Source organism: Roseivivax isoporae LMG 25204 (genome assembly GCF_000521865.1).
GTDB lineage: Bacteria > Pseudomonadota > Alphaproteobacteria > Rhodobacterales > Rhodobacteraceae > Roseivivax > Roseivivax isoporae.
Genome location: NZ_JAME01000003.1, coordinates 56,065 through 82,205, shown reverse-complemented (window position 1 = coordinate 82,205; position 26,141 = coordinate 56,065). Strand labels below are relative to the sequence as shown.

The 26,141-nt window shown below is 71.5% G+C and carries 22 protein-coding genes; 14 read left to right on the top strand and 8 right to left on the bottom strand.

The annotated features are described in order from the left end of the window. Nucleotides 1–194 precede the first annotated feature (194 nt). Complete coding sequence (locus RISW2_RS02520; protein ID WP_043766165.1) at nucleotides 195–3,101, bottom strand: error-prone DNA polymerase; 2,907 nt, start codon at nucleotides 3,099–3,101, stop codon at nucleotides 195–197. Nucleotides 3,102–3,288: 187 nt separating this feature from the next. On the opposite strand from RISW2_RS02520, the gene RISW2_RS02515 reads away from it, so the two are divergent. From RISW2_RS02515 to RISW2_RS02490, 6 genes are all read left to right on the top strand, one after another. Beyond that, nucleotides 3,289–3,990 (top strand): glycosyltransferase family protein, encoded by a 702-nt coding sequence (locus tag RISW2_RS02515; RefSeq protein ID WP_051491758.1) that lies wholly within the window; start codon nucleotides 3,289–3,291, stop codon nucleotides 3,988–3,990. 76 nt (nucleotides 3,991–4,066) lie between these two features. After that, on the top strand, nucleotides 4,067–5,047 hold the full coding sequence (gene deoC, locus RISW2_RS02510; protein WP_043766161.1) for a deoxyribose-phosphate aldolase: 981 nt from the start codon (nucleotides 4,067–4,069) through the stop codon (nucleotides 5,045–5,047). Nucleotides 5,048–5,100: 53 nt separating this feature from the next. Further along, entirely contained in the window at nucleotides 5,101–7,446 is a 2,346-nt protein-coding gene (locus tag RISW2_RS02505; RefSeq protein WP_043766158.1) for an aldehyde dehydrogenase family protein, read from the top strand. A gap of 155 nt (nucleotides 7,447–7,601) precedes the next feature. Beyond that, nucleotides 7,602–7,976: a ribosome silencing factor gene (gene rsfS / locus RISW2_RS02500; protein WP_043766155.1), complete on the top strand. Its 375-nt coding sequence runs from the start codon at nucleotides 7,602–7,604 to the stop codon at nucleotides 7,974–7,976. Continuing rightward, nucleotides 7,977–8,444 carry a 23S rRNA (pseudouridine(1915)-N(3))-methyltransferase RlmH gene (rlmH, locus tag RISW2_RS02495; protein WP_043766152.1) on the top strand — a complete coding sequence of 156 codons (468 nt, stop codon included), beginning with the start codon at nucleotides 7,977–7,979 and terminating at the stop codon, nucleotides 8,442–8,444. 100 nt (nucleotides 8,445–8,544) lie between these two features. Further along, entirely contained in the window at nucleotides 8,545–9,336 is a 792-nt protein-coding gene (locus RISW2_RS02490) for a calcium-binding protein (protein WP_043766149.1), read from the top strand. A 48-nt stretch (nucleotides 9,337–9,384) separates the two neighbouring features. On the opposite strand, the gene RISW2_RS02485 is transcribed toward RISW2_RS02490, so the two are convergent. Further along, nucleotides 9,385–9,804 (bottom strand): universal stress protein, encoded by a 420-nt coding sequence (locus RISW2_RS02485; RefSeq protein WP_043766147.1) that lies wholly within the window; start codon nucleotides 9,802–9,804, stop codon nucleotides 9,385–9,387. Nucleotides 9,805–10,102: 298 nt separating this feature from the next. Here RISW2_RS02485 and RISW2_RS23855 point away from each other — a divergent pair, with 298 nt between their 5' ends. Beyond that, a complete protein-coding gene (locus RISW2_RS23855) occupies nucleotides 10,103–10,510 on the top strand; it encodes a GFA family protein (protein WP_084615218.1) in 408 nt (135 codons plus the stop codon). Nucleotides 10,511–10,642: 132 nt separating this feature from the next. On the opposite strand, the gene RISW2_RS02480 is transcribed toward RISW2_RS23855, so the two are convergent. The 3 genes from RISW2_RS02480 to dapA form a co-directional block, all read right to left on the bottom strand. Continuing rightward, entirely contained in the window at nucleotides 10,643–11,827 is a 1,185-nt protein-coding gene (locus RISW2_RS02480; protein WP_043766145.1) for an amino acid aminotransferase, read from the bottom strand. 4 nt (nucleotides 11,828–11,831) lie between these two features. Continuing rightward, the gene (gene sseA, locus RISW2_RS02475; RefSeq protein ID WP_043766142.1) at nucleotides 11,832–12,686 is read right to left on the bottom strand and encodes a 3-mercaptopyruvate sulfurtransferase; all 855 of its coding nucleotides are present in this window, start codon (nucleotides 12,684–12,686) and stop codon (nucleotides 11,832–11,834) included. Between the two features lie 105 nt (nucleotides 12,687–12,791). Continuing rightward, the gene (gene dapA, locus RISW2_RS02470) at nucleotides 12,792–13,667 is read right to left on the bottom strand and encodes a 4-hydroxy-tetrahydrodipicolinate synthase (protein ID WP_043766140.1); all 876 of its coding nucleotides are present in this window, start codon (nucleotides 13,665–13,667) and stop codon (nucleotides 12,792–12,794) included. 160 nt (nucleotides 13,668–13,827) lie between these two features. Here dapA and RISW2_RS02465 point away from each other — a divergent pair, with 160 nt between their 5' ends. Next, nucleotides 13,828–15,789, top strand: coding sequence for a lytic transglycosylase domain-containing protein (locus RISW2_RS02465; protein ID WP_043766138.1), 1,962 nt, complete (start codon nucleotides 13,828–13,830; stop codon nucleotides 15,787–15,789). Nucleotides 15,790–15,793: 4 nt separating this feature from the next. Here the strand turns inward: RISW2_RS02465 and RISW2_RS02460 are convergent, their stop codons facing one another. Both RISW2_RS02460 and mnmC2 read right to left on the bottom strand, forming a co-directional pair. Next, complete coding sequence (locus RISW2_RS02460) at nucleotides 15,794–16,672, bottom strand: DMT family transporter (RefSeq protein ID WP_043766136.1); 879 nt, start codon at nucleotides 16,670–16,672, stop codon at nucleotides 15,794–15,796. After that, on the bottom strand, nucleotides 16,669–17,337 hold the full coding sequence (gene mnmC2, locus RISW2_RS02455; protein ID WP_043766133.1) for a tRNA (5-methylaminomethyl-2-thiouridine)(34)-methyltransferase MnmC2: 669 nt from the start codon (nucleotides 17,335–17,337) through the stop codon (nucleotides 16,669–16,671). Before mnmC2 ends, RISW2_RS02460 begins: the two co-directional genes overlap by 4 nt. A gap of 49 nt (nucleotides 17,338–17,386) precedes the next feature. Between mnmC2 and RISW2_RS02450 the strand changes: the two genes are divergently transcribed. After that, complete coding sequence (locus RISW2_RS02450) at nucleotides 17,387–18,430, top strand: NAD(P)/FAD-dependent oxidoreductase (protein WP_043766132.1); 1,044 nt, start codon at nucleotides 17,387–17,389, stop codon at nucleotides 18,428–18,430. A 13-nt stretch (nucleotides 18,431–18,443) separates the two neighbouring features. On the opposite strand, the gene RISW2_RS02445 is transcribed toward RISW2_RS02450, so the two are convergent. Next, nucleotides 18,444–20,948, bottom strand: a complete 2,505-nt coding sequence (locus RISW2_RS02445) for a cation:proton antiporter (RefSeq protein ID WP_043766130.1) — start codon at nucleotides 20,946–20,948, stop codon at nucleotides 18,444–18,446. A gap of 113 nt (nucleotides 20,949–21,061) precedes the next feature. Between RISW2_RS02445 and RISW2_RS02440 the strand changes: the two genes are divergently transcribed. The 5 genes from RISW2_RS02440 to RISW2_RS02420 all read left to right on the top strand — a co-directional run bounded on the left by RISW2_RS02440 (nucleotide 21,062) and on the right by RISW2_RS02420 (nucleotide 26,141). Further along, nucleotides 21,062–21,532, top strand: coding sequence for a hypothetical protein (locus RISW2_RS02440; protein WP_051491757.1), 471 nt, complete (start codon nucleotides 21,062–21,064; stop codon nucleotides 21,530–21,532). Nucleotides 21,533–21,640: 108 nt separating this feature from the next. After that, nucleotides 21,641–23,392 carry a heparinase II/III family protein gene (locus RISW2_RS02435; RefSeq protein WP_043766127.1) on the top strand — a complete coding sequence of 584 codons (1,752 nt, stop codon included), beginning with the start codon at nucleotides 21,641–21,643 and terminating at the stop codon, nucleotides 23,390–23,392. A 19-nt stretch (nucleotides 23,393–23,411) separates the two neighbouring features. Then, nucleotides 23,412–24,992 carry a bifunctional phosphoribosylaminoimidazolecarboxamide formyltransferase/IMP cyclohydrolase gene (purH, locus tag RISW2_RS02430; RefSeq protein WP_043766124.1) on the top strand — a complete coding sequence of 527 codons (1,581 nt, stop codon included), beginning with the start codon at nucleotides 23,412–23,414 and terminating at the stop codon, nucleotides 24,990–24,992. A gap of 58 nt (nucleotides 24,993–25,050) precedes the next feature. Beyond that, a complete protein-coding gene (gene lspA / locus RISW2_RS02425; protein WP_043766479.1) occupies nucleotides 25,051–25,545 on the top strand; it encodes a signal peptidase II in 495 nt (164 codons plus the stop codon). Nucleotides 25,546–25,595: 50 nt separating this feature from the next. Beyond that, nucleotides 25,596–26,141, top strand: coding sequence for a DUF3035 domain-containing protein (locus tag RISW2_RS02420; protein WP_051491756.1), 546 nt, complete (start codon nucleotides 25,596–25,598; stop codon nucleotides 26,139–26,141).

The following is a 26,141-nucleotide window of genomic DNA, read 5'->3' as shown; positions in this document are numbered from 1 at the left end:
CTCGTCCTCCCCGCGAACGCCCCTCCGGGCGGCCCGCCACACATACCGCCCCGCGGCGCCCGCGTCGATCCGGCCCGGCCCCCGTCCCGGCACTGCCCCGTCCCCTCTTCTTCTTGGCGGAAATATCCCGGGAGCGCGAGGGCAGCGCCCTCGCATCCCCGCGCGGGGCCGGGCGCCGCGCCCGGCAGGCCGCGTCACGCCGCCCCCGGCGTCAGGAGGTGCCGCAGCAGCGCGACCGGGTGCCGGCGCAGCGTGAGCCGCAGGGCGACGTAGTCCTCGACGATCTCCTCGCCCTCGGTCATGGCGGGCAGCGCCGCCGCGGGCTCCACGATGCCCTCGCCGTCCATGTCGCCGGCGAAGAGCGGCAGCGGGCGGTCGGCGGCGAGCGCCTTCGCCTCCCACAGCGCCTCCCGGCGCGTCAGGCCCAGCCCGGCGAAGACGTCCGCCTCCGCGAGCCGCGCCAGCACCGGCGCGCCGAGCCCGGCGCGGCGCCAGACGTCGCGCACGCTGCGGTAGCCGTTGCCGCGCGCCGCCGCGATCCAGCGCGCGTCCTCCTCGCGCAGGCCCTTGATCTGGCGGAAGCCCAGCCGCAGCGCGAGCCCGCCGCGCCCGTCGGGCTCCATCGTGTTGTCCCAGTAGCTCGCGTGGATGCAGATCGGCCGCACCTCGACCCCGTGCTCGCGCGCGTCGCGCACGATCTGCGCCGGCGCGTAGAACCCCATGGGCTGCGCGTTCAGGAGCGCGCAGGCGAAGATGCCGGGATGGTGGCACTTGATCCAGGCGCTCGCGTAGACCAGCAGCGCGAAGGACGCCGCGTGGCTCTCGGGAAAACCGTAGGAGCCGAAGCCCTCGATCTGGCTGAAGCAGCGCTCGGCGAACTCCGCCTCGTAGCCGTTCGCGCGCATGCCGCGCAGGAACCGGCTGCGGAACTCGCTGACATTGCCGTGCTTCTTGAAGGTGGCGAGCGAGCGGCGCAGCCGGTCGGCCTCGGTGGGGGTGAAGCCCGCACCGATGATGGCGATCTGCATCGCCTGCTCCTGGAAGAGCGGCACGCCCAGCGTCTTGCCCAGCACCTGCCCCAGCGCGTCCGAGGGAAAGCTGACCTGCTCCTCGCCGTTGCGGCGGCGGATGTAGGGATGGACCATGTCGCCCTGGATCGGCCCCGGGCGGATGATCGCCACCTCGATCACGAGGTCGTAGAAGTTCCGCGGCCGCATCCTCGGCAGGAAGTTCATCTGCGCCCGGCTCTCGACCTGGAACACCCCCACCGAATCGGCGCGGCACAGCATGTCGTAGACCTGCGGGTCCTCGGGCGGCAGGGTGGTCAGGTCGAAGCGGTCGCCGCGGTGCTGGTCGAGCAGGTCGAAGGCCTTGCGGAGGCAGGTCAGCATGCCGAGCGACAGCACGTCCACCTTGAGGATGCCCAGCGCCTCGATGTCGTCCTTGTCCCAGCAGATGACGGTGCGGTCCTCCATGCTGGCATTCTCCACCGGCACCAGTTCGTCGAGCCGCCCCTCGGTGACGACGAAGCCGCCCACGTGCTGCGACAGGTGGCGCGGGAAGCCGATGATCTCGAAGATCAGCTCCATGGTCAGGCGCAATCTGCGGTCGGCGGGGTCGAGACCGATCTCGCGCATGCGGTGCTCCTCGAGCCCGTTGGTCGAGAAGAAGCCCCAGAGCTGCGAACTGAGCGCGCCGATCGTGTCCTGGCTCAGGCCCATCGCCGCGCCGACCTCGCGCACCGCGCGCTTGCCGCGGTAGTGGATCACCGTGGCGCACAGGCCTGCGCGGTGGCGCCCGTAGCGGTCGTAGATGTGCTGGATCACCTCCTCGCGGCGCTCGTGCTCGAAATCCACGTCGATGTCGGGCGGCTCGTCGCGCGCCTCGGACACGAAGCGCTCGAACACCATGGTGCCGATCTCGGGGCTGACCGAGGTCACGCCGAGGCAGTAGCACACGACCGAGTTGGCGGCGCTGCCGCGCCCCTGGCAGAGGATCCCGCGCGCGCGGGCAAAGGCCACGATGTCGCGCACGGTCAGGAAATAGGGCTCGTAGGACAGCTTGCCGATCAGCTCGAGCTCGTGGTCGAGCATCCGGCGCACCTTGTCCGGCGCGCCCGCGGGATAGCGCCAGGCGAGCCCCTCGCGGGCGAGCCGCGCCAGCCGGCCGCGCGGCGTCTCGCCGTCGGCGATCTCCGAGGGGTACTCGTAGCGCAGCGTCCCGAGGTCGAAGCCGCAGCGCGCCGCGAGTGCCTCGGCCCGGTCGAGCGCGCCCGCATGCCGGCCGAGCAGGCGGCGCATCTCGGCGGGGCTGCGCAGGCGCTGCTCGCCGTTGGCGAGCGCCGCGCGGCCGAGCGCGTCCACCCGGCAGCCGAGCCGGATCGCCGTCAGCACGTCCGCGAGCCGCCGCCGCCGCCCGTGATGCATGATCGGCCGCGCGGTCGCCACGGTGGGCAGGTCGAGCTCCGCCGCCCGCGCCGCCAGCCGGTCGAGCCGCACGGTGTCCGACCCGTCGTAGAGCGGCGCGAGCGCGAGGTGCACCTGCCCCGGAAAGCGCCGGGCGAGGCGCCGCGCCTGCGCCCGCCAGGCCGCCTCGTCGAGCGGCGCGCGGCCGGCGCCGCCCTCGGGGCCGTGCAGGACCAGTTCGAGCCCCTCGGCCCCCTCCAGAAGGTCGCCGAGCCGCAGGTCGCACGCCCCCTTCGCCGCCCGGCGCCGCCCGAGCGTGATGAGCCGGCAGAGCCGCGCCCAGCCCGCCCGGGTGGCGGCGAGCGCGGTGATCTCGGCGCCCTCGGCGAAGACGAGCCGCGCCGCCGGGATGAGCCGCGGAACGTTGCGCACGGGCAGCCCGGGCGGCGCCCCGAGCCCCGGCGGCGCCGGGGGGCCGACGGGGCCGTCCCGCGCCTCGATCTCGTCGCGCTCGGCGATCTGGCGGGCGATCTCGCGGATGCGGGCATGGGCGCGCACGATTCCCGCAACCGAGTTCTCGTCTGCGATCGCGATGGCCCCGATCCCGAGGAGCGCCGCACGTTCCACGTACTCCTCGGGATGCGAAGCCCCGGTGAGGAAGGTGAAGTTCGAGGTGATGCTCAGTTCGACGGTCATGGGTCGACGGGCTCGGGCGGGATGGATGGCGGACGGGACGAGTCGCAGTGTGTTCCATTTTTGTTCCGGTTTTGAGTCCCCCCGCGCGTCCTGCGACCCGCCGTCACGCGGCCGGCGCGCATTCCCCCCGCCCCGACCCTGCGCTAGAGAGGCCGCGATGCCCGCAGGGCCCCGCACGGAGAGGCGCATGCACCACCACGACGACGACGGCAGGACATCCCGGCGCGGGGTGGTCTACGTGGCCTGGGGCCGCGAGCACGTGGCGGTGGCCCGACGCTCCGCCGACAGCGTGAAGCGCCACAACCCCGACCTCTCCACCGCGCTCTGGTGCCGGGCGGGCGACGACACCTCGGGCTTCGACATGGCGTTCACGATCCCCGAGGGGCTGCGGCGCCCCAAGGTGAACCTGCTCGGCCAGACGCCCTTCGACGAGACGCTGTTCCTCGACAACGACACGCTGGTGCGCTCGGCGCTCGGCAGCCTCTTCCGCCTGCTCGAGGGCTACGACATGGCCGGGGCGCAGGTGCAGCTGTGGCACCGCGAGCGGCACCAGAAGCCGATCCAGCTCGACCTGCCTGACGCGTTTCCCGAGATCAACACCGGCGTCCTGCTTTACCGGCGCAGCCCCCCGGTGCTCGACCTCCTGAACCGCTGGGCGCTGCTCTACGCCGAAGGGCCCTACGGGATCGACCAGCCGAGCTTCCGCGAGGTGCTGTGGGACTCGCCCGACCTGCGCTTCCACGTACTGCCCCCGCAATACAACAAGCGCCTCTTCGAGGCGTCCGAGCTGATCTGGTCGGAACAGCCGCGGACGCGGATCCTGCACCTCGAGCTCCTGCGCCCGCAGCGCAACCCGGTCCTGCGCTGGCTGTCGAACCGGGTGCGCTGAGCGCGGCCGCACGCAGCGGCATGGCTTGCCAGCGCCGGGCCCCCGTGACACGCTTTCCGCAGCAGGAGAGTCCCCCATGCATCACAGTCCCGCCCACGGCCTTTCGCAGGAAGTGTCCCCGCGCAATCCCGGCACGGCGCTCGATCTCGACTGGGTGGCGCGGACACGCGTGAACCGCTCGGCCGCGGAACGGCGCGCCGCGACCCTGCCCGGCCGGCGCTCGGTCAAGAAGTCCCACCAGGCGGCATGGCTCGCCCGCGCGGTGTCCTGCATCGACCTCACGACGCTCTCGGGCGACGACACGCCCGGCCGTGTCGCGCGGCTCTGCGCGAAGGCGCGGACACCGATGCGCGCGGACCTCCTCGAGACGCTGGGACTGCCCGACCTGACGGTGGGCGCGGTCTGCGTCTACCACGACATGATCGCCCCCGCCGTCGACGCGCTCGCCGGCAGCGGCATCCCGGTGGCCGCGGTCTCGACCGGATTTCCCGCGGGCCTGTCGCCGTTCCGTCTGCGGGTCGCCGAGATCGGCGAGAGCGTCGCGGCCGGCGCGGCCGAGATCGACATCGTGATCTCTCGCCGGCACGTGCTGACCGGCGACTGGCAGGCGCTCTACGACGAGATGCGCGCGTTCCGCGAGGCCTGCCGCGAGGCGCACGTGAAGGCGATCCTCGCCACCGGCGAGCTCGGCACGCTCACGAACGTGGCGCGCGCGAGCCTCGTCTGCATGATGGCCGGCGCCGACTTCATCAAGACCTCGACCGGCAAGGAGGCGGTGAACGCCACCCTGCCCGTGAGCCTCGTGATGATGCGCGCGATCCGCGACTACCACGCCGCCACCGGGGTCCGCGTCGGCTACAAGCCCGCGGGCGGCATCTCCAAGGCCAAGGACGCGCTGACCTACCTCGCGCTCGTGAAGGAGGAGCTGGGCGACCGCTGGCTGCGCCCCGACCTCTTCCGCTTCGGAGCCTCGTCGCTGCTTGGAGACATCGAGCGGCAGGTGGAGCATTTCGCGACCGGCGCATACTCGGCCTCGTGGCGCCACGCCTCGAGCTGAGGCGCGCGCCAGGGCCGCACTGAATCGAAGAGAACAAGCCTGAGGAAAGCGACATGACGGTGCGCGAGATCTTCGAGACCATGGACTACGGCACCGCCCCCGAGGCCTCGACCGAGGCGCTGGACTGGATCGCACGCGAGGGCGGCGCGTTCGGGCATTTCATCGGCGGCGCCTTCACCGGGCCCGGCGCGACCTTCGCGACGGAGAACCCCGCGACCGGCGCGGAGCTTGCGCAGGTCACGCAGGCCGCGCAGGACGACGTGACCGCGGCGGTCGCGGCCGCGCGCAAGGCGCAGCCCGGCTGGGAACGCCTCGGTGGCAAGGGCCGGGCACGGGTGCTCTACGCGCTCGCCCGCGCCCTGCAGAAACATTCCCGCCTTTTCGCCGTGCTCGAGACGCTCGACACCGGCAAGCCCATCCGCGAAAGCCGCGACATCGACATCCCGCTCGCGGCGCGGCACTTCTACTACCACGCAGGCCTCGCGCAGATCCTCGACGCAGAGCGGCCGGGCGCGCGGGCGATGGGCGTCTGCGGCCAGATCGTGCCGTGGAACTTCCCGCTCCTGATGCTCGCCTGGAAGGTCGCGCCGGCACTCGCCGCCGGCAACAGCGTGGTGCTGAAGCCCGCCGAGTGGACCCCGCTCACCGCGCTCCTCTTCGCCCGCATCTGCGGCGAGGCGGGCGTGCCGAAAGGCGTCGTGAACATCGTGACCGGCGACGGCGCGGTGGGCGAGATGCTGGTCGCGGCGGAAGTGGACAAGATCGCCTTTACCGGGTCGACCGCCGTCGGGCGACGCATCCGCGAGGCGACGGCCGGTCGCGGCATCGCGCTGACGCTCGAGCTCGGCGGCAAGTCGCCCTACATCGTCTTCGAGGACGCGGATCTCGACGCGGCCGTCGAGGGGCTCGTCGACGCCATCTGGTTCAACGGCGGGCAGGTCTGCTGCGCGGGCTCGCGGCTCCTGGTGCAGGAGGGGATCGCGCCGGACTTCCACGCGCGGCTCCGCGCGCGGATGGACCGGCTCCGCGTCGGCGACCCACTCGACAAGTGCATCGACGTGGGCGCCATCGTGCATCCCGAGCACCTCGCGCGCATCCGCGCCCTGGTCGACGCAAACCACGCCGGCGAAGTGTACAGCGCCGACGCGGGCCTGCCCGACGGCTGCTTCTACCCGCCGACGCTGATCACGGGGCTCTCGCCTGCGGCGCCCCTGATGCAGGAGGAGATCTTCGGGCCCGTCCTCGTGTCGACCACGTTCCGCACGCCGGCCGAGGCGGTCGCGCTCGCCAATGACAGCCGCTACGGCCTCGCGGCGTCGGTCTGGTCGGAAAGCGTGTCGACCGCGCTCGACATCGCGCCGCGCCTCGCCTCGGGTGTCGTCTGGGTCAACGGAACCAACATGTTCGACGCGGCGGCCCCCTTCGGCGGCGTGCGCGAATCGGGCTTCGGACGCGAGGGCGGCTGGGAGGGCCTGTCGGCCTACCTGCGCACCGAGGCGCCCGGCAAACCGCTGAAGCGCGTCGCGGCGTTCGGCAGCGGCGGCGCTGCCGCCGAACCCGACCCGGTGGACCGCACCGCCAAGCTCTACGTGGGCGGCCGGCAGGCGCGGCCCGATGGCGGCCATTCCCGCACGGTCTACGACCGGGCCGGAAGGCCCGTGGGCCAGGCGCCCGTCGCCAACCGCAAGGACGTGCGCAACGCCGTCGAGGCGGCCCGCGCCGCCGCCGGCTGGGCCGCGATGCCCGCCCACGGCCGCGCGCAGGTGATCTACTACCTGGCAGAGAACCTGTCGGCGCGCGCCGACGACTTCGCGGCGCGGCTCGACCGGCTGACCGGCGGTCGGTCGGGCGCGAAGGAGGTCGAGGCCTCGGTCGACCGCCTCTTCACCTGGGCGGCCTGGGCCGACAAGTTCGCGGGCGACAGCCGCGCGGTGCCCCTGCGCGGACTGGCCCTCGCGCTCCGCGAACCGGTGGGCGTGATCGGCGCGCTCTGCCCGGACGAGGCGCCGCTTCTCGGGCTCGTGTCGGTCATGGCGCCCGCCATCGCCTTCGGCAACCGCGTGGTGCTCGTGGCCTCGGAACCCTACCCGCTCGCTGCCACGGACTTCTACCAGGTGCTCGACACCTCGGACGTGCCGGGGGGTGTCGTGAACCTGCTGACCGGTCCCCATGCCGACCTCGCGCCCACGCTCGCGGCCCATGCGGACGTGGACGCGGTCTGGTCGTTCTCGTCCTCCGACCTGTCGGCTGAGGTGGAACGGCTCTCCGCCGGGAACCTCAAGCGGACATGGGTCAACGACGGCCGGGCGCGCGACTGGAGCGGCGCCGCGGGCGAGGGGCGCGCCTTCCTCGAAGCCGCCACCGAGGTCAAGACCGTGTGGGTTCCCTACGGCGCGTGAACACCGGCCGGGTGACATTGAGATTTCACGTGCCCGATGATATATTGCGGCTACGCCCGGCGCCGGGGTGATCGAGTGCGGCGCGCCTGGACAAGGAGGACGATGTCCTGTCACTACATGCCGACGCGGCTTCGGCCGCCGAAGGGACGGCCCGCATGACGGGCGTCACACACGAGGAAGCGGCCGGTGATACGCTGCTCGCCTCGATCCTCGAAATCCTCGATGACAACAAGGCCGAAGACATCGTGCAGATCGACCTGCGCGGGAAGACGTCGATCGGCGACTGGATGGTGGTCTGTTCCGGCCGCTCCTCGCGCCAGGTCGCGTCGATCTCGGACAGGCTTGTGGAGGATCTCAAGGCCCGCCACGGCATCCTGTCCAAGACCGAGGGCAAGGAGACCGGCGACTGGGTGCTGATCGACACCGGCGACGTGATCGTGCACATCTTCCGGCCCGAAGTGCGCGAGTTCTACCAGATCGAGAAGATGTGGATGCCCGTCGCGCCTGCACGGCACGTGCAGCGGCAGTAGATGCGGCTTCACCTCTGCGCGGTCGGCCGGCTGCGCGCCGGCCCCGAGCGCGCGCTGGTGGATGACTATCTCGCCCGGTTCGACCGCACCGGGCGGACACTCGGCCTCGGTCCGGTGACGGTGACCGAGGTCGAGGACCGCAAGGGCGGCGGCATGGCGGGCGAGGCAGGCCTCCTGCGCCGCGCCCTGCCCCGCGGGCCGGTCTGCACCCTAGACGAACGCGGCCGCACGCTCAGTTCCCCCGACCTGGCCGACACGCTCGCCCGCTGGCGCGACGACGGCGCGCAGGACGCGGCCTTCGTGATCGGCGGCGCCGACGGCATCGATCCGGCGCTCCGCGACGAGGCGGACCTGTCGCTCAGCCTCGGTCCCATGGTCTGGCCGCACATGCTGGTCCGGGTGATGCTGTCCGAACAGCTCTACCGCGCGGCATCCATCCTGGCCGGAGCGCCCTATCACCGCGCCTGAACGTGCGCCCGGAATAAGTCCGCACCTGCTCCGTAGTCCTGTCGGGTCGTCCGGCGGGGCCACGGCGATCCGGTTCCAGGAGGGCCCCGGGAGACGTGACATGGCGAACATCCTTGGAACCGACGAAGCAGACATCCTCAACGGCACGGCCTTCGGCGACGTGATCCGCGGCTTCGATGGCGAAGACCTTCTGCGCGGCCGCGACGGGAACGACCGGCTCGAGGGCGGCGACGACGACGACACGCTCGACGGCGGCAACGGCGCCGACATCCTGCGTGGCGGCAAGGGCGAGGACACGATCCTCGGCGGCGGCGGCAACGACACCATCACCGACGAGAGCGGCGCGGAATTCGTGAATGCCGGCGACGGCCACGATTTCGTCAACGTGGGCGAAAACGACGACCGCGTGGTGGCGGGCACGGGCAACGACACCGTCATCGCCGGCAGCGGCAACGACACGGTGGACGGCGGCTCGGGCAACGACGTCATCGACGGCGGCGAGGGCAACGACATGATGACCGGCGGTGCCGGCAACGACCGCATGACCGGCGGCGAAGGCGACGACCGCATGATCGCCGGCAACGGGCGCGATCTCCTGTCGGGCGGCGAGGGCAACGACACGCTGCATGGCGGCGCCGGCGACGACACCATGACCGGCGGCGAAGGCGCGGACCGCTTCGTCTTCACGAGCGGGCGCGATGTGATCCGCGACTTCGAGCCGGGCGACGACCAGATCGACCTGTCCGGGGTGCCCGGCATCAACGGGTTCGGCCAGGTCTTCGCCGCGGCCCGGCAGGTCGGAGACGACATCGTCTTCACCTTCGCGAGCGGCGTGCTGATCGTCGAGGACACGTTGCGGAGGGACCTCGACAGCGACGATTTCCTCTACTGACACGCGGCCGGGGCGCGGCATGACCCGCGCCCCGGCCCCCGACGCGGTTCAGTCACCGCGCACCAGCATGACGGAGGCGTCGGAGTGCCGCGCCACCGCCCCGCCGTTAGACGACCAGAAATGGTCGACGATCCCGGGATCGTGCGAGGCCATGATGACCAGATCCGCGCCCACCTCGCGCGCCGTCTCGACCAGTGCGCCGTCGAGATCGGACCGCGCGTCGGGCAGGATCAGCGCGTGGCCCTCCGCCTCGATCCCGTGCTCCTGCGCCTGCCCCGCCGCGAAGGTGCCAAGCTTCCGGCGGAACTCGTCCGGCGCGTCGGCCACCTCGGTCGGGGCCGTGTTCGATGCCGAGACGTAGGTGACCCGGGCGTGGTAGTGGCGCGCCGCGTCCGCGGTGACCTCGAGCGCGCGCGCAAGCCGGTCGGTGTTGGCCAGGTCGACCGGAACCATGATGTGCCTGAACATGACGTGTCCTCGCTTGCTTGCGGTCCGGGACGGACGACAGGCCGGCGATGGCCGTTCTGGGCGGGATGTCCGCCGGGGCGGTGCCGTCCGCCCTTCCACGTGACCAACGCACGGGAAGGGCGCAGGGTCCATTCCCGGGCCGCGGAACGGGATCGCTGGAGACGGCCGTGACTCGAGACCGGATCATGGAGAGGAAGGGCCTCCGCTTCGGGCCCTGCCTTGACCTTGCACAAGGGACACGAACCGAGCAGCCTGTGCCCGGCGATCGGCCGGATGGTCGCATCTTGAGAGACTTGGAATGCACGATCTCACGACCGGACAGTGCCTGTGTGGAACCGTGAGGTTCCGCATATCAGGAACATTCGAGGGCTTTTTCCTGTGTCATTGCAGTCGCTGCCGCAAGGACAGCGGGTCAGCCCATTCGGCCAACATCTTTTCGTCCACCGCGACGATCACCTGGGTGTCGGGCGAGGAAACTATCAGGGAGTTTCGGCTTTCCGGGTCCCGGCACGTGAAGTGCTTTTGCACGGACTGCGGTTCGGCGCTGCCATTCTCCCAAGCGAGCGATGGTGTGCTTGTCGTGCCGGCCGGATCGCTGAATGGCCCGACCGGCATACGGCCCACCGCGCATATCTGCTTTTCCAGTCGCGCCGACTGGTACGATGACCTCGCCTCCGTCGACAGGATCAACGGGCTGCCCGGATGACCGGTCGACCGGGCGGCGCACCCTGGGGCACCGCCGAGACGGCGCGGCAGCGACCGTTTCCGCTTGCCCGCCGAGCAGGCCCGACGGCCACGCAGATGCCCCCGCAGGACCCTGCGGGGGCATCCGGGACCGTCAGATGCCGACGTCGATGATCGCCTTGGCGAGCCGCGGGACAGTGTCGCGGTTGAGCCCGGCGATGTTCATGCGGCTGTCGCCCACCATGTAGATGCCGTGCTCGGCCCGGAGCTTCTCGACCTTCTCGGGCGAGCAGCCGAGGCGCGAGAACATGCCGCGATGCTGGCCAAGGAAGGCGAAGCGATCCGATCCCGAAAGCGTCCGCAGCTCGTCCGCGAGCATCTGGCGCAGCTCCAGCATGCCGGTGCGGACCTCCTCGAGCTCCGCTTCCCAGTCCGCGCGCAGGCCCTCGTCGCCGAGGACCATCAGCACCAGCCGCGCGCCATGGTCGGGCGGGAAGGAATAGTTCTGCCGGTTCAGGTAGGCGAGCGTGCCCTGCGTCACCGTGCGGGTGCCTGAATCCTGCGCGACGGTCATGAGGATGCCCGTGCGCTCGCGGTAGATGCCGAAGTTCTTGGAGCACGAGGCGGCGATGATCGTCTCGGGGCAGGATTTCGCCACCTGCCGCGTCGGGCCCGCATCGGCCTCGAGCCCGTCGCCGAAGCCCTGGTAGGCCAGGTCGATCATCGGCACGGCGCCCACGGAATTGATCGTCTCGATCACCTGGGTCCACTGGCCCTGCGTCAGGTTCGCGCCGGTCGGGTTGTGGCAGCAGCCGTGCAGGAGCACGATGTCCCCGGGCTTCGACTGCGCGATGTCGGCGATCATGCCGGTGAAGTCCACGCCGCCCGTCTCGCTGTCGAAGTAGCGGTAGGGCACGACCGGCAGGCCCATGTGCTTGAGGATCGACAGGTGGTTCGGCCAGGTCGGGTCCGACACGTGCACGACCGCGTCGGGATTGGCCATCTTCACGAGGTCGAAGCCCTGCCGCACCGCGCCCGTTCCGCCCGGCGTCGCCACCGCGGACACCGTCTCGCGCGACACCGCGTCGCCGAGGACAAGCGAGATCATGCGCTCCGAGAACAGCGGGTCACCCGCGAGCCCGGTATAGGCCTTGGTGGTCTCTTCCTCCCACAGGCGCTTCTCGGCCGCCTTCACGGCCCGCATGATCGGCGTGTTGCCATGCGCGTCCTTGTAGACGCCGACGCCGAGGTCGATCTTGTCCTCGCGCGGATCGTCCTTGAAGGCCTGCATGAGCGCGAGGATCTTGTCGGCCGGCTGGGCCTTGAGCGTGTCGAACATGTATTCAATCTCCGGTGGCGACAGGCAGGGTCGGGAAGGCTCCCCATTCCGACCAGGACCCGTCGTAAAGCGAATGGTCCACCTTGCCGAAGCGTTCCATGGCAAGGCTCAGGATCGCGGCGGTGACGCCGGACCCGCAGCTGGTGATGACCGGGCGCGCGAGGTCGACGCCTGCGGCCTCGAACGCCGCGCGCAGGTCCTCGGGCGCCTTCATGGTGCCGTCGGCATTGAGAAGCGTGGCATAGTGCACGTTCTTCGAGCCCGGGATGTGGCCCGCGCGCATGCCCGGCCGCGGCTCGGGCGCCTCGCCGCGGAAGCGTTCGGGCGAACGGGCGTCCACGATCTCGATGTCGGCGAGCTTCGATGCGGCGGCCACCTGCGTGACGTCGCGCACCAGATGCGCCTGGCGGCGCACTGTCATGTGACGGTCGCGGACCACGGGCGGCAGATCCTCGATCGGACGCCCCTCGGCCTGCCATTTCGGGAACCCGCCGTCGAGCACGGCCACGTCGGTGTGGCCCATGAGCCGGAAGAGCCACCAGATGCGCGCGGCCGAGAAGAGCCCCGCACCATCGTAGACCACGACCTGATGGCCGTCGCCCACGCCCATGGCGCGCATGCGCGACATGAATTTCTCGACCGGCGGCGCCATGTGCGGCAGGTCCGAGCGCTGGTCGCTCAGTTCGTCGATATCGACGAAGCGGGCGCCGGGAATGTGGGCGGCCGCGTATTCCGCCCGTGCGTCCCTCCCCGCATCGGGCAGGTACCAGCTCGCATCGAGGACGCGCAGGTCCGGGTCCTTCAGATGTTCGGCAAGCCAGCCGGTCGACACCAGCGTCCTGGGATCGTCGTCGGACATCGCTTTCCCCGTCCCCGTGGCATATCGCCCTAGGCTTAGTGCCCGCGCCGGGGAAGGGCAAGCCGGGCGTGGCAAGGGCGCCTGTCGGGCGCCCGTGCCCGGGGCTCAGTTCAGGAGCCCCGCGTGCCGCAGCCCGAGATCCACCTTGGCGCGCGTCTCGTCGGTCAGCGGCAGCAGCGGCGGGCGCACGTCCTCGGCGCAGAGGCCGAGCCGCGCCATCGCGTATTTCGCGCCGCAGAGGCCCGGCTCGGTGAAGATCGCGTGGTGGAGCGGCATCAGCCGGTCCTGGATCTCGAGCGCCCGGCCGTAGTTCCCGGCAAGGCAGGCCTCCTGCAGCTGGGCGCAGAGCCGCGGCGCGGCATTCGCCGTCACCGAGATGCAGCCGACGCCGCCCTGTGCGTTGAACCCGTGCGCGGTCGCGTCCTCGCCCGAAATCTGCACGAAGTCCGGCCCGCAGGTGATGCGCTGCGCGCAGACCCGCGCGAGGTCGCCGGTCGCGTCCTTCACGCCGACGATGCGCGGCAGCTTGGCAAGCTCGCCCATGGTCACCGGCGTCATGTCCACGGCGGACCGGCCCGGGATGTTGTAGATGATGATGGGCAGCGTGCAGCTGTCATGCAGCATCTTGAAATGCGCGTAGAGCCCCGCCTGCGTCGGCTTGTTGTAGTAGGGCGTCACGACCAGCGCGCCGCTCGCGCCCACGCGCTCGGCATGCATGAGGAAACGCATCGCCTCGGTGGTGTTGTTCGACCCCGCGCCGGCGATGACGGGAATGCGCCCGTCGGCCTGCCGCACGACGGTCTCGACCACCGCCTCGTGTTCCTCGTGGCTGAGCGTCGGGCTCTCGCCGGTGGTGCCGACCGGCACCAGACCGTGGCTGCCCTGTTCCACATGCCAGTCCACGAGCCGTTTGAGCGTCTCGAAATCCACCGCGCCGTCCTTGAACGGCGTCACCAGGGCAGGCATCGACCCCTTGAACATGACACGCTCCTCTTTTGACCGTCTGCGCGGTGCGACCGGGCAGCCACGTTCACGTCCCGCGGGTAAATCCCGCCTGTCACAGAAGTGAGTTGTGGCCGCCGACATGGCCGGTATTCTCCGCCGCGTGTCTATCCCTTCTCGCAGTGGAAATTGCAAGCTGATGTCGCGTCTCACGGCCTGGCTCACGGCGCTCGTGCTCATGTTCGCCCCCGCCCTCTCCTTTGCGCAGGAAGGGAGGCCACTCGCGCGCGCCATGGACGCCGTGCGCAGCGGCAACTGGTCCGCGGCGATGATCGAGGCGCGGGGAGACGGGCAGCCCGCGCTCGACGTCATCCTGTGGCTCTACCTGCGCGAAGGCCTGGGCGACGCGCGGCAGGTGCAGGACTTCGTCGCGCGCAACGCCGACTGGCCCGGCATGGATTACCTGCGCGAGAAGAGCGAGGAGGCCATCGTCGAGGCGAGCCACGCGGACGTGCGCGCCTTCTTCGACACGACGCCGCCGCAGACCGGGACGGGCGTCCTGTCCTATGCCCGCGCGCTCGAGAACGCGGGCGAGATCGGTGCCGCCGAGGCGACCGTGGTGCTGGCGTGGCGCACGCTCGCGCTGTCCTCGGAGGAGGTGTCGTCCTTCCTGTCGCAGCACGGCGACCTGCTCGCGGATCACCACGTGGCCCGGCTCGACATGGCGCTCTGGAAGGGCTGGACTGCCAATGCGCAGCGGATGCTGTCGCTCGTCGACGAGGGTCACCGCCGGCTGGCCGAGGCGCGCATCGCGCTCCAGGACATGTCGCCGGGCGTCGACGTCAAGATCGCCGCGGTGCCCGAGGGGCTTGCGGACGATCCGGGCCTCGCCCGCGACCGCTTCGAATGGCGGGTGCGCAAGGGTCGCGACGCCGACGCGATCGCACTCCTCCTCGACCGTTCGAGCGGCGCCGCGAGCCTGGGCGAGCCGTGGGCCTGGGCCGAGCGGCGGCGCACGCTCGCCCGCGAACGCATGCGCGCCGGCGACATCGACACCGCCTACCGGATCGCGGCGACGCATCACATGGCGCCGAACGGCGAATACGCCTATGCCGACCTCGAATGGCTGGCGGGCTACCTCGCGCTGCGCTTCCAGAACGCTCCCGGCCGGGCCGTGGAGCATTTCCGCCGCATGCAGGCGGCGGTGGCGACGCCGATCTCGCTCGGGCGGGCGGGCTACTGGATCGGCCGCGCCGAGGAGGCGATGGGCAACGCCGAGGCGGCCCGCGCCGCCTACGCCGAGGGCGGCCGCTTCCAGACCACGTTCTACGGCCTCCTCGCCGCGGAGAAGGCCGGTCTGGCACCCGATCCCGCGCTCGCGGGCGACGAGACCTATCCGCCCTGGCAGGACGCGGCATTCACCGAGAGCTCGGTCTTCAAGGCGGGCATCCTGCTCATGGCGGCGGGCGAGGCGGACCTCGCCGAACGCTTCCTGACGCATCTGTCCGAATCGCTCGACGCGACCGCGATCGGCCAGCTCGGCGCGATGCTCGAGGAAATGGACAAGCCGCACATCCAGGTGATGCTGGGCAAGCGCGCCGCGCAGGCGGGGCTCGAGGTGCACCGCCCCTATTACGCGCTGCCGGGCTTCGCGGCAGGCGGTCACCCGGTGCCGACCGAACTGGTGCTGGCCATCGCCCGGCGCGAATCCGAGTTCGACCCGGGCGTGATCTCGCCGGTGGGCGCGCGCGGCCTCATGCAGGTCATGCCGGGCACCGCGCAGGACGTGTCGGGGTGGATCGGCGAGAGCTACGCGCTGTCGCGGCTGACCTCGGACCCGGCCTACAACCTGCGACTCGGCGCGGCCTACCTCGAACATCTGGCGCGCCGCTTCGACGGCAACGTGGTGATGATGTCGGCGGGCTACAACGCGGGACCCGGCCGCCCGATCCAGTGGATGGAACGGTTCGGCGATCCGCGGCAGGGCGAGATCGACGTGGTCGATTTCATCGAGTTCATCCCGTTCCGCGAGACGCAGAACTACGTGATGCGCGTGGCCGAGAGCCTGCCCGTCTACCGCGCGCGGCTGGGCCTCGACCCCCACCCCGTCCCGTTCAGCGAGGAACTGGTGGGCTCGACCCTGCTGCCGCTCGGCGAATAGGCGGTCAGGCGGGCCGCCGCGCGGTCCGCCGCTCGCGCCAGAAGGTGAAGAGGCCGGCCGCGACGATGATGGCCGCGCCGATCACGACGTTGGGGCGCAGCGTCTCTCCGAACACCACGAGCCCCAGGGCGGACGCGAAGACCAGCTGGAGGTAGGCGAAGGGCTGGACCGCGCCCGCCTCGGCCACCTCGTAGACCTTGATGAGCAGCCAGTGCCCGCTGGCCCCGGTCACGCAGAGCGTCGCCATCAGCGCCCAGTCGGGGCCGCTCATCGGCTCCCAGAACCAGATCCCGATTGCGGTCGACACCACCGCGCCGACAGTGCCGGTCCAGAAGAACGACGTGGCGGCGGTGTCGCGACGGGCGACGTAGCGGTTGAGCAGCCCGTAGAGCGCGAACATGAACGCCGCGAGGAGCGGGATCGCCGCATAGGGCGAGAAGACGCCGCCCGAGGGCCGGAGCACGATCAGCACGCCCAGGAAGCCCACCGCGGTCGCCGTCCAGCGCCGCCAGCCCATGCGCTCGCCGAGGACGGGGCCCGACAGCGCCCCGATTAGCAGCGGGTAGCAGGCAAAGACCGCGTGGCTCTCGACCAGGCCGAGGAACACGAAGCCCAGCACCATCACCATGATCTCGAGCGCCAGCAGCGCGCCGCGGAACGCCTGCAGGAACGGCTGCTCTGTCGCCGCGGCGGCCCGGATGCTGCCCGCCTGCCGGCGCGCGATGGCGATGACGAAGGCCGCGAAGAACCAGTAGCGGATCATCACCACCATCCAGACGTTGTACGTCTCGGCCAGGTGGCGCGACAGGCCGTCCTGCGCGGCGAAAACGAACGTTGTGGCCACCATCAGCCAGATGCCGAGGCGCGTGTCGTTGCGGGTCATGGGGATTTCCGGGCGACGGTCATGTGACGCTTGCGGCCGTATCCCGGCACGCGCGACGCCACAAGGCCCGTCGCCGCGAGCGAGCGCCGCACGTGCCCGGCGGCGGAATAGGTGGCGATCGTGCCGCCCGGGACCGTGTGCCGCGCCACCTCGGCCATCAGGTCCGCATCCCAGAGCTCGGGGTTCTTCGCCGGCGAGAAGCCGTCGAGGAACCAGGCATCGGCGGCACCCGTCCAGGCGGGCAGGGTCGCGCGGGCATCGCCGGGCACGAGGGTGAAGTCGAGATCGGGCAGTTCGACGCGCTCCCGGCCCCAGTGCGGCGCGAGGTCGGCCGCGACCGCGGCGAGTTCCGGAAAGGATGCATGGGCGCGCACCATGTCGGCAGGGGGCAGCGGGAACGCCTCGAACGTGGTGAAGCGGAGCCGCCCCGGCACTCCCGCCCGGCGCCAGGCATCGAGCGCGGCGAGCAGGTTCAGCCCGGTACCGAAGCCCAGTTCGGCCACGTGGAAGCCGTCGCGGAACCGTCCGGGCAGGTCGTTGCCCGCAAGAAAGACGTGCCGCGTCTCGGCCAGCCCGTTCTCGAGCGAGTAGTAGGGATCGTCGAAGCGGCGCGACACCGGCACGCCGCCCTCCCGCCAGTCGAGACCGCTCTGGTCGTCCATCATCCGTGGCCTTAGGTGGATCCGGAGGCGAAACTGGCGAAGGCCCGGGAGAATGGCAAGCATCGACATCACCGTGCGCGGCGCGGGCATTTTCGGCCTGTCGGTGGCGTGGGCCTGCCTGCAGGCGGGCGCGCGGCTGCGCGTGGTCGATCCGCGTGGCCCGGGCGGCGGCGCGTCGGGCGGCGTCGTCGGCGCGCTGGCCCCGCACGTTCCCGAGACGTGGAACGCCAAGAAGGCGTTCCAGCGCGATTCGCTCCTGATGGCCGAGGCGTTCTGGCGCACGGTCGAGGACACCGGCGGCGTCGGGTCGGGCTACGGGCGGACGGGCCGCCTGCAGCCGGTCGAGGACGACGCGGCGCTCGAGCGCGCGCACGCGCGCCGCGTCGGCGCGGCCGAGCATTGGGGAACGGCGGCGGAGTGGCGGGTGATCGCGGCCCGCGATGCCGGCCCGTGGGCCCCGATCAGCTCTTCGGGCTGGCTGGTCGAGGACACGCTGTCCGCGCGCATCCATCCCGCCCGCGCCTGCGCCGCTCTGGCCGCGGCGCTCGCGGTGCGGGGCGTGCCGGTGGTGCGGGAGGCCGCGGACGCGGGCGCCGTCGTCTGGGCCACGGGCTGGCGCGGACTGCTCGATGTGTCCGGGGCGACCGGCCGCCCGGCGGGGACCGGGGTCAAGGGCCAGGCTCTGCTTCTCCACCACGAGGCGGGCGCGCATGCGCCGCAGATCTTCGCGGACGGGCTGCACGTGGTCCCGCACGACGACGGCACCGTGGCCGTCGGCTCGACCACCGAACGCGACTTCGACCACGAGACCGGGACCGACGCGCGGTGCGACGCGCTCGCCGAACGCGCCGCGCTGGTCCTGCCGGTGCTCGCGGGCGCGCGCATCGTGCGCCGCTGGGCCGGGGTGCGGCCGCGCGCGCGCAGCCGTGCGCCCATGCTCGGGCCATGGCCCGGCCGGCCTGGCCACTTCGTGGCGAATGGCGGCTTCAAGATCGGCTTCGGCATGGCGCCGAAGGTGGCCGAGGTGATGACGGCGCTTCTCCTCGAGGGGCGCGACGCGATCCCGGAGCCGTTCCGCGTCGAGGCGTCGCTCTGACGGCGAGGCGCGCTCAGTCGCCCATCGCGTCGAGGTCGGGCAGCGTGATGCCGCGCCGCTCCGCGCTTTCGCGCACAGCCCGCTGCACCGCCTTCGAGCGGCGCAGAAGCCGCCGGAACCGCTCCTCGTCGAGCGCGAGGAGCGTCGAGGGCGCGATGGCGCGGACCTCGGCGCGGCGGACCGTGCGGGTCAGGAGCGCCAGCTGGCCGAAGAGCTCGCCGCGCCCAAGCCGCCAGGATTGCCCCGCCGCCCGCATCTCGACCGCGCCCGAGGCGATGAAGTAGACGGTGTTGCGCGATCCCGAGCGGTCGAGGATCAGCTCGCCCTCGTCCACGTAGCGGGTGACCAGCGCCCGCGACAGCCGCCGCAGCGCCGCGTCGTCGAGTTCGGAGAACAGCGGGAACTGCTTTGCCACCTCGGCCTTCTGCAGCGCGATGTCGAGCTTCGGCCGGCTGTTCTGTTCCTGGAAGCGGCGGTCGAGCATCTGCAGAAGGTCGGTATGCAGCTCGATCCCGATCAGGCCCTCCTCGCGCAGCTGGTCGTATTCGCGCCGCTCGAGCCGAAGCGCGGTGCGCCGGATGAAGCGCCGCTCGAGTTCCTCCGCGTATCCCGGATATTGCAGCCGCAGGCCGTCCAGCGCCTGCGACACCATCTCGGCCCGCTTGTCGAGCAGCTCGTGCAGGATTTCGGCCACGCGCCGGCCGTGGATGCGCCGGATGCGGCTGTCGATGAACCGGTCGAGATCGCGCAGCACGAGCCCCTCGAGCAGGAGGATCTCGAACCTGTCCGCGGTCAGCCGCGCCAGCGGATAGGAAATCTTGAGCCGGTTGTAGAGCCGGACCGCCAGCCGGAACGAGCGGTCGATGCCGATCGACTGCCGCGCGGCCCGCCGGTAGCCGACCCGCCCCGACTGGCGCGCCGCCTCGATCAGGCGGTCCGAATCCGACAGGATGCGGTCGGTCAGCCGCGGCGAGACGGCGTTCTCGCGGAAGCGCTCGATGAGGATGTCGCGCTCGGCGCCGGCGAGCGCGATCAGTCCCAGCGTGATGCGGTCGCGGTCGAGGATCTCGGCGCTGGTCTCGGCCGCCTTGACGGCCCCTTCCAGCCGCTCGCCGAACCGCTTGGCCTCGGACCGGACGATGTCATGCGAGAGGCCGTATTCCTCGGTGGTCTGGGCCACGTCCTCGCGCACGCTCTGCAGCGCGACGGCGATGACCTGCTTGGACAGCGCCGAATCGATGGGCGAGAGCTTGTCGAGACCCAGCCACGAGATGACGGTGCGCAGCGACGTGCCCTGCACCACCAGCGTGAACAGCGTGAAGCCGGTGGCGAGGATGCCGATCATGCGCCGCGTCTCGGGCGGCACGCGCAGGCTTTCGGTGACGGCGAGCGCCAGCGCCAGCGTGACGGCGCCGCGCAGCCCGCCCCAGAGGATCGCCGCCCGGTATCGCGGCTCGACCGGCGGCGAGAGCCGCACCAGCGACAGCGCGGGCAGCAACACGAAGAGGATGCCGGCCCGTGCGGCGAGCGCCGAGACCACGACCACGCCGATCAGCCCGATGTCTCCCCAGCCGATATCCTCGAGAAGCCGCGGGATGAGCAGCGCCGCGAGCACGAAGATCAGCGCGCCGGCCCAGTGCGCCAGAAGGTCCCAGACCTCGCGCATCTTGGTCCAGGTGGCGGGAGCGAGCGATCCCGGGGCGTTCGCGTTCATGGTCAGGCCCGCGGCGACCACAGCGATCACGCCGGAGGCGCCCAGCACCTGTTCGGCGGCGATGTAGGACAGGTAGGGCAGCGCCACCGACACCGACATCTGCGCCAGGTCGTGGCGGCGGAAGAGCGTCATCACCATGACCGACAGCTGCGCCAGAAGGACGCCCACCCCCGCGCCCCCGAGGATCAGCAGCGGGAACTGCCGGAACGCCTGGCCCAGGGCCGGGTCGGGCACGCCGCGCATGACGAAGCCCATGAGCAGGCCGAAGAGCGCGATCGCGGCCGCGTCGTTCATCAGGCTCTCGCCCTCGACGATCCGCGCGAGCCGCCGCGGCGTCGCAAGCGAGCGGAAGATCGACACCACCGCCGAGGGGTCGGTGGTCGACACGATGGCGCCCACGAGCAGGCAGGCCGCGAGCGACACGCCCGACACCCACGACAGCGCGTAACCCACGACGAGCGTCGAGAAGATCACCGCGACCACCGCGAGGACGAGGATCGGCACCCAGTCGTCGGCCATGCGCCTGAGGTTCATGCCGAGCGTCACCTGGAAGATCAGCGTGGGCAGGAAGACATAGAGGAAGACGTTCGAGCGGATCGGGAAGTTCAGGATCGCCTCGGCGAGCGGATTGAGCGCGTCCGTGATCTCGGTCCGCAGGAAGAAGCTCGCGCCGGCGCCGAGGATGATCCCCACCCCGGCGAGCATGACCGAATACGGCAGCCTCAGCCGCGCGGCGAGCGGTTCGGCCAAGCCGATCAACAGGAAAAGCCCGGCAACGATGCCGGTAACCACGATCACGTCCATGATTTCTAGCTACTCCACGCACGCGGCTTTCGGAATAGTCGATCATGCCGCAAGGGCGCCCATGGCGGCGCGCTTGACATGTCTGATTGTTTTAATCAGGTATTCGGGAAGGCATGGAGCAGACCCGCATGATCCCCGACACCGGCCCCGTCCCGCCTCGCGAGGTTGCATCGCTCTGCGGTGCCGAGCAGCGCTTCGTCGCCATCCTGCGCCTGTGGCAGACCGGCGAGGGCGGCCGCGCGGCGCTCTGGTCCCGGATGTCGGACGAGATGGGCGCGGCGCGCGCCGGATCCTGCCTGTCCGCGTTCCAGGACGTGGCCGAGCACCTCGCGGTGCGGGGCTGGCGCGCGCCCACCATCAACCCGCCCGACGCGCCGCGGCTGACGCGGGACGAGGACGACCTTTGCCGGCTCGTGACCGCCGCCGCCGAGGGTGCACGGGAGGAGGCGCTGGAGCTCGCGCTGTTCCTCGTGCGGCCCGAGGCGCTGCTGCCGCTCGTGCACGCGGCCTCGCGGGTCGGCTTGCCGCTTCTCTGCGCGGAATGCCGCGCGCGGCTGTTCGCGCGGCCCGGCACGCTGCACTAACGCAGGGCCTGCCGGGCATTCCGAGGTGACTTCGGCGGCCCCGGGCGGTATCCTTCCACCCGAACACGCGCCGGAAGATGCGCGGTGGCAGGGCAGGACGCGACGGGCATGTCCAGACGGGACCGCTGGCAGGCCGCGGCGACGCGGTATGCGAACAGATACCACGCATGGCGGGCCGTGCGCGCCCGGCCGGCGACCGCGTTCCGGTACAGTCCGGAGCCCCGCGCGGTCGGGTCGCTGGCGCGCGGCCGGCAACTCTGCGCGGGAAACCTGCTGTTCGCGGGCCACCTCGTGGAAGCGCCCGGCGTTCCCATATGGGACGTCTCCCCGCCCGACGCGGCCTTCGAGGAGGAACTGCACGGCTTCGGCTGGCTCGACGATCTCGCCGCCGCGAGCGACCCCGTGGCACGGGCGACCGCGCAGGCCTGGGTCTGGGGCTGGATCGACCGCTTCGGCGACGGGCGGGGTGCCGGTTGGCTGCCCGATCTCGCGGGACGGCGGATCCTGCGCATGACGCACCACACGATCTTCCTGCTGCACGGGCAGGATTGCAAGCGGAGCCGTGCGTTCCACCGCGCGATGGGCGCACAGACGCTGTTCCTCGCGCGGCGATGGCCCTCGACGCGGCCGGGATTGCCGCGTTTCGAGGCACTCGCGGGCCTCGTCTACGCAGCCCTGTCGCTCGAGGGGATGGAGCCGCACCTGCCCCCCGCGCTGAAGGGGCTCGAGGCGGAATGCGGACGGCAGATCGACGAGGGTGGCGGCATCCCGACCCGCAATCCCGAGGAACTGCTCGAGATCTTCACGCTGCTCGCCTGGGTGGCGCACGCGCTCGACGAGGCGGGACAGGCGGCCGGCGCGGCCCACCGGGCGGCCCTGCGGCGGATCGCGCCGACGCTGCGGGCGCTGCGCCATTCCGATGGCGGCCTCGCCCGCTTCCACGGCGGCGGGCGCGGGGCGGAGGGCTGGCTCGACATGGCGCTCGCCACGTCCGGGGTGAAACCCCGCCCGGCCTCGGGCCTCGCCATGGGCTTCGCACGGCTCTCGGGCGGCCGAACCAGCGTCATCGTCGACGCCGCGGCGCCGCCGGCGGGTGCGGCGTCGCTCAACGCGCATGCCTCGACTCTCGCGTTCGAGTTGACCTCGGGGCGCCGGCCGCTGATCGTCAGTTGCGGCGCCGGCGCGGTCTTCGGCAGCGACTGGCGGCGCGCGGGGCGCGCGACGCCCTCCCACAGCGCGCTCTGCCTCGACGGCTATTCGAGCGCCCGGCTGGGCGGGCCCGGCCATGTGGGCGCCGCGCTGCGCGAGACGCTCGAGGATGGACCGACCCGCGTGCCGGTCGAGCTGCGCGCGACCGAGACCGGGCAGCGGATCGAGGCCGGCCACGACGGCTACGCCGCCTATCACGGGCTCACCCATGCGCGGCAGATGGAGCTGACGCGGGACGGGCGCGGACTGGTCGGCGAGGACATGCTGGTCGCGCTGACCGATGCCGACAAGCGCCGCTTCGGCACGCGGCTCGCGGCCGGTCGGGACGGCATCCCCTTCCAGATCCGGTTCCACCTGCACCCCGAGGTCGACGCGGAACTCGACATGGCCGGGGGCGCCGTGTCGCTGGCCCTGCCCTCGGGCGAGGTCTGGGTGCTGCGCCACGACCACAAGGCGATCCTCGACCTCGAGGCGTCGGTCTACCTTGAAAAGGGGCGTCTCAGGCCCCGCGCGTCGAAACAGGTCGTTTTATCCGGCAGGGCGATGCAGTATGCGACCCGCGTCCGCTGGAGCATCGCCAAGGCGCGGGAGACCGCGATCGCCCTTCGCGACGTCGGCGAGGTGCACGCGGACGCCGAAGAAGAGTCCTGATCCGGAAGGCCCCTGCCCCATGACCGACCTCGCCCCCCTCACCCGCGCGCTCCTTTCGGTGTCCGACAAGACCGGGCTCGTGGAGCTTGCCCGCGCGCTTGCGGCGCGGGGCGTGGCGCTCCTGTCCACCGGCGGCACCGCCCGCACGCTCCGGCAGGCGGGCCTCGACGTCACCGACGTGTCCGAGGTCACGCAGTTCCCCGAGATGATGGACGGACGGGTCAAGACGCTGCACCCGAAAGTGCACGGGGGCCTTCTGGCGTTGCGCGACGATGCCGCGCACCGCGCCGCGATGGAGGAGCACGGCATCGGGCCGATCGACCTCCTCGTGGTCAACCTCTACCCGTTCGAATCCGCGGTCGCGGGCGGCGCCGACTACGACACCGCGATCGAGAACATCGACATCGGCGGCCCCGCGATGATCCGCGCCGCGGCCAAGAACCACCGCTTCGTCAGCGTCGTGACAGACGTGGAGGACTACGACGCCCTGCTGGCGGAGCTCGACGCGAATGACGGGCAGACGAGCCATGCCTTCCGCCAGCGGCTGGCCCTGACCGCCTATGCCCGGACCGGCGCCTACGACGCGGCGGTATCCTCGTGGATGGCGGGCGCGCTCGGCGAGGCCGCCCCGCGGCGGCGCGTCTTCGCCGGCACGCTCGCGCAGACGCTGCGCTACGGCGAGAACCCGCACCAGTCCGCGGCCTTCTACGTGGACGGCACCGCGCGCCCGGGCATCGCCGCCGCGACGCAGCTCCAGGGCAAGGAGCTGAGCTACAACAACATCAACGACACCGATGCCGCCTTCGAGCTCGTGTCGGAATTCGCGCCCGACACAGCCGCCTGCGCGATCATCAAGCATGCCAATCCCTGCGGCGTCGCGACCGGCCCGTCGCTGGCCGAGGCCTATGCCCGCGCCTTCGATTGCGACCGGACCTCGGCCTTCGGCGGCATCGTCGCGCTGAACCGGCCGCTTGACGCGGACACGGCGCGCGCGATCACCGAGATCTTCACCGAGGTGGTGATCGCACCCGGCGCCGACGAGGCCGCGCGCGAGATCTTCGCCGCCAAGAAGAACCTGCGGCTTCTGCTGACCGCGGGGCTCGCCGACCCGCGCACCGCGGCACTGGCCGTGCGGCAGGTGGCCGGCGGCTTCCTCGTGCAGGACCGCGACACGGGCGTGCCGTCCGAGCTGCGCGTCGTGACCAAGCGTGCGCCGTCCGAGCGCGAGATGGCGGACCTGCGCATGGCGTGGACCGTGGCCAAGCACGTGAAGTCGAACGCAATCGTCTACGTGCGCGACGGCGCGACCGTGGGCGTGGGCGCGGGCCAGATGAGCCGGGTCGACAGCACCCGCATCGCCGCCCGCAAGTCCGAGGACATGGCCGAGGCGCTGCACCTGCCGGGCCCGCTGACCAAGGGGTCGGTGGTGGCCTCCGACGCGTTCTTTCCCTTCCCCGACGGTCTTCTGGCCGCGGCGGAGGCGGGCGCGACGGCCGTCATCCAGCCCGGCGGCGCCATGCGCGACGCCGAGGTGATCGCCGCCGCGGACGAGGCCGGGCTCGCCATGGTCTTCACCGGCATGCGCCACTTCCGGCACTGACCAGAAGGACCCCGCGCTGATGTCGACCCGCCGCTCCGCCCGCCGCCAGGACAGCGCCATGCGCGTCGTCGCGCTGACCGCAGCCGTGATCTTCGTGCTGGACCAGCTGACGAAATGGCTCGTCGTGCACGTCATGGCGCTGGACGCGAAGGGCGTGATCGAGATCGCGCCGCCCTTCCTGACCTTCCGCATGGCGTGGAACTACGGGATCAATTTCGGCCTCTTCTCGGGGCAGACGGACCTCACCCGGTGGGTGCTGATCGCGGTGGCGATCGGCATCGTGCTGTTCGTGCTCGTCTGGCTGCGCCGCGAGCCGCCGGGGATCTGGGGTGCCATCGCGGGCGGGTTCCTGATCGGCGGCGCGCTCGGCAACGTGGTCGACCGCCTGCTCTACGGGGCGGTCGCGGATTTCCTCAACATGTCGTGCTGCGGGATCGACAATCCCTATGCCTTCAACGTCGCCGACATCGCGATCTTCGCGGGGGCTCTCGGCCTCGTCCTCTTTCCTGGCCCCGGCGACACCCCGCGCAAGTCGCGGAAAAAGCGGACGTGACGGCGCGGCCTCTTTGCGGTAGAGCGGACCAAAGACCGGAGGGACGGCGGATGACGTTGCCGCGCATCGTGACATCGGGGATCCTCGGAGCGGCGCTCCTGCTGTCGGCCTGCGGCAGCCGCAACGCCGACGGCGAGACGCGCCTGCGCGACCTGCGCACCTATCGCGGCACGCCCGAGGAATTCGCCATCGTGCCGAACAAGCCGCTCGAGCAGCCGGCGACGTTCGCCGAACTGCCGGCGCCCGCGCCCGGACAGGCGAACCGGGCCGACGCGACGCCGCTCGAGGACGCGGTGGCGGCCCTCGGCGGCGATCCCGCGCGGCTCGCGCCGTCCGGCATCCCCGCGAGCGAGGCACAGCTGGTGGCCGCCGCCGGTCGGAACGGCACCGACGCGGCCATCCGCCAGGACCTCGCGCAGGCGGACGCCGATTTCCGCCGCCGCAAGTCGATCTTCTCGTGGCGGCTCGTGCGCGAGGACCAGTACAACCGCGCCTACCGGAACCAGTCGCTGGATCCCAATACCTGGATGGACGGCGTCCGGCGGCCGGGAACCAACCTGCGCACGCCGTCGGCACCGCCCCCCGGGCTTCAATGA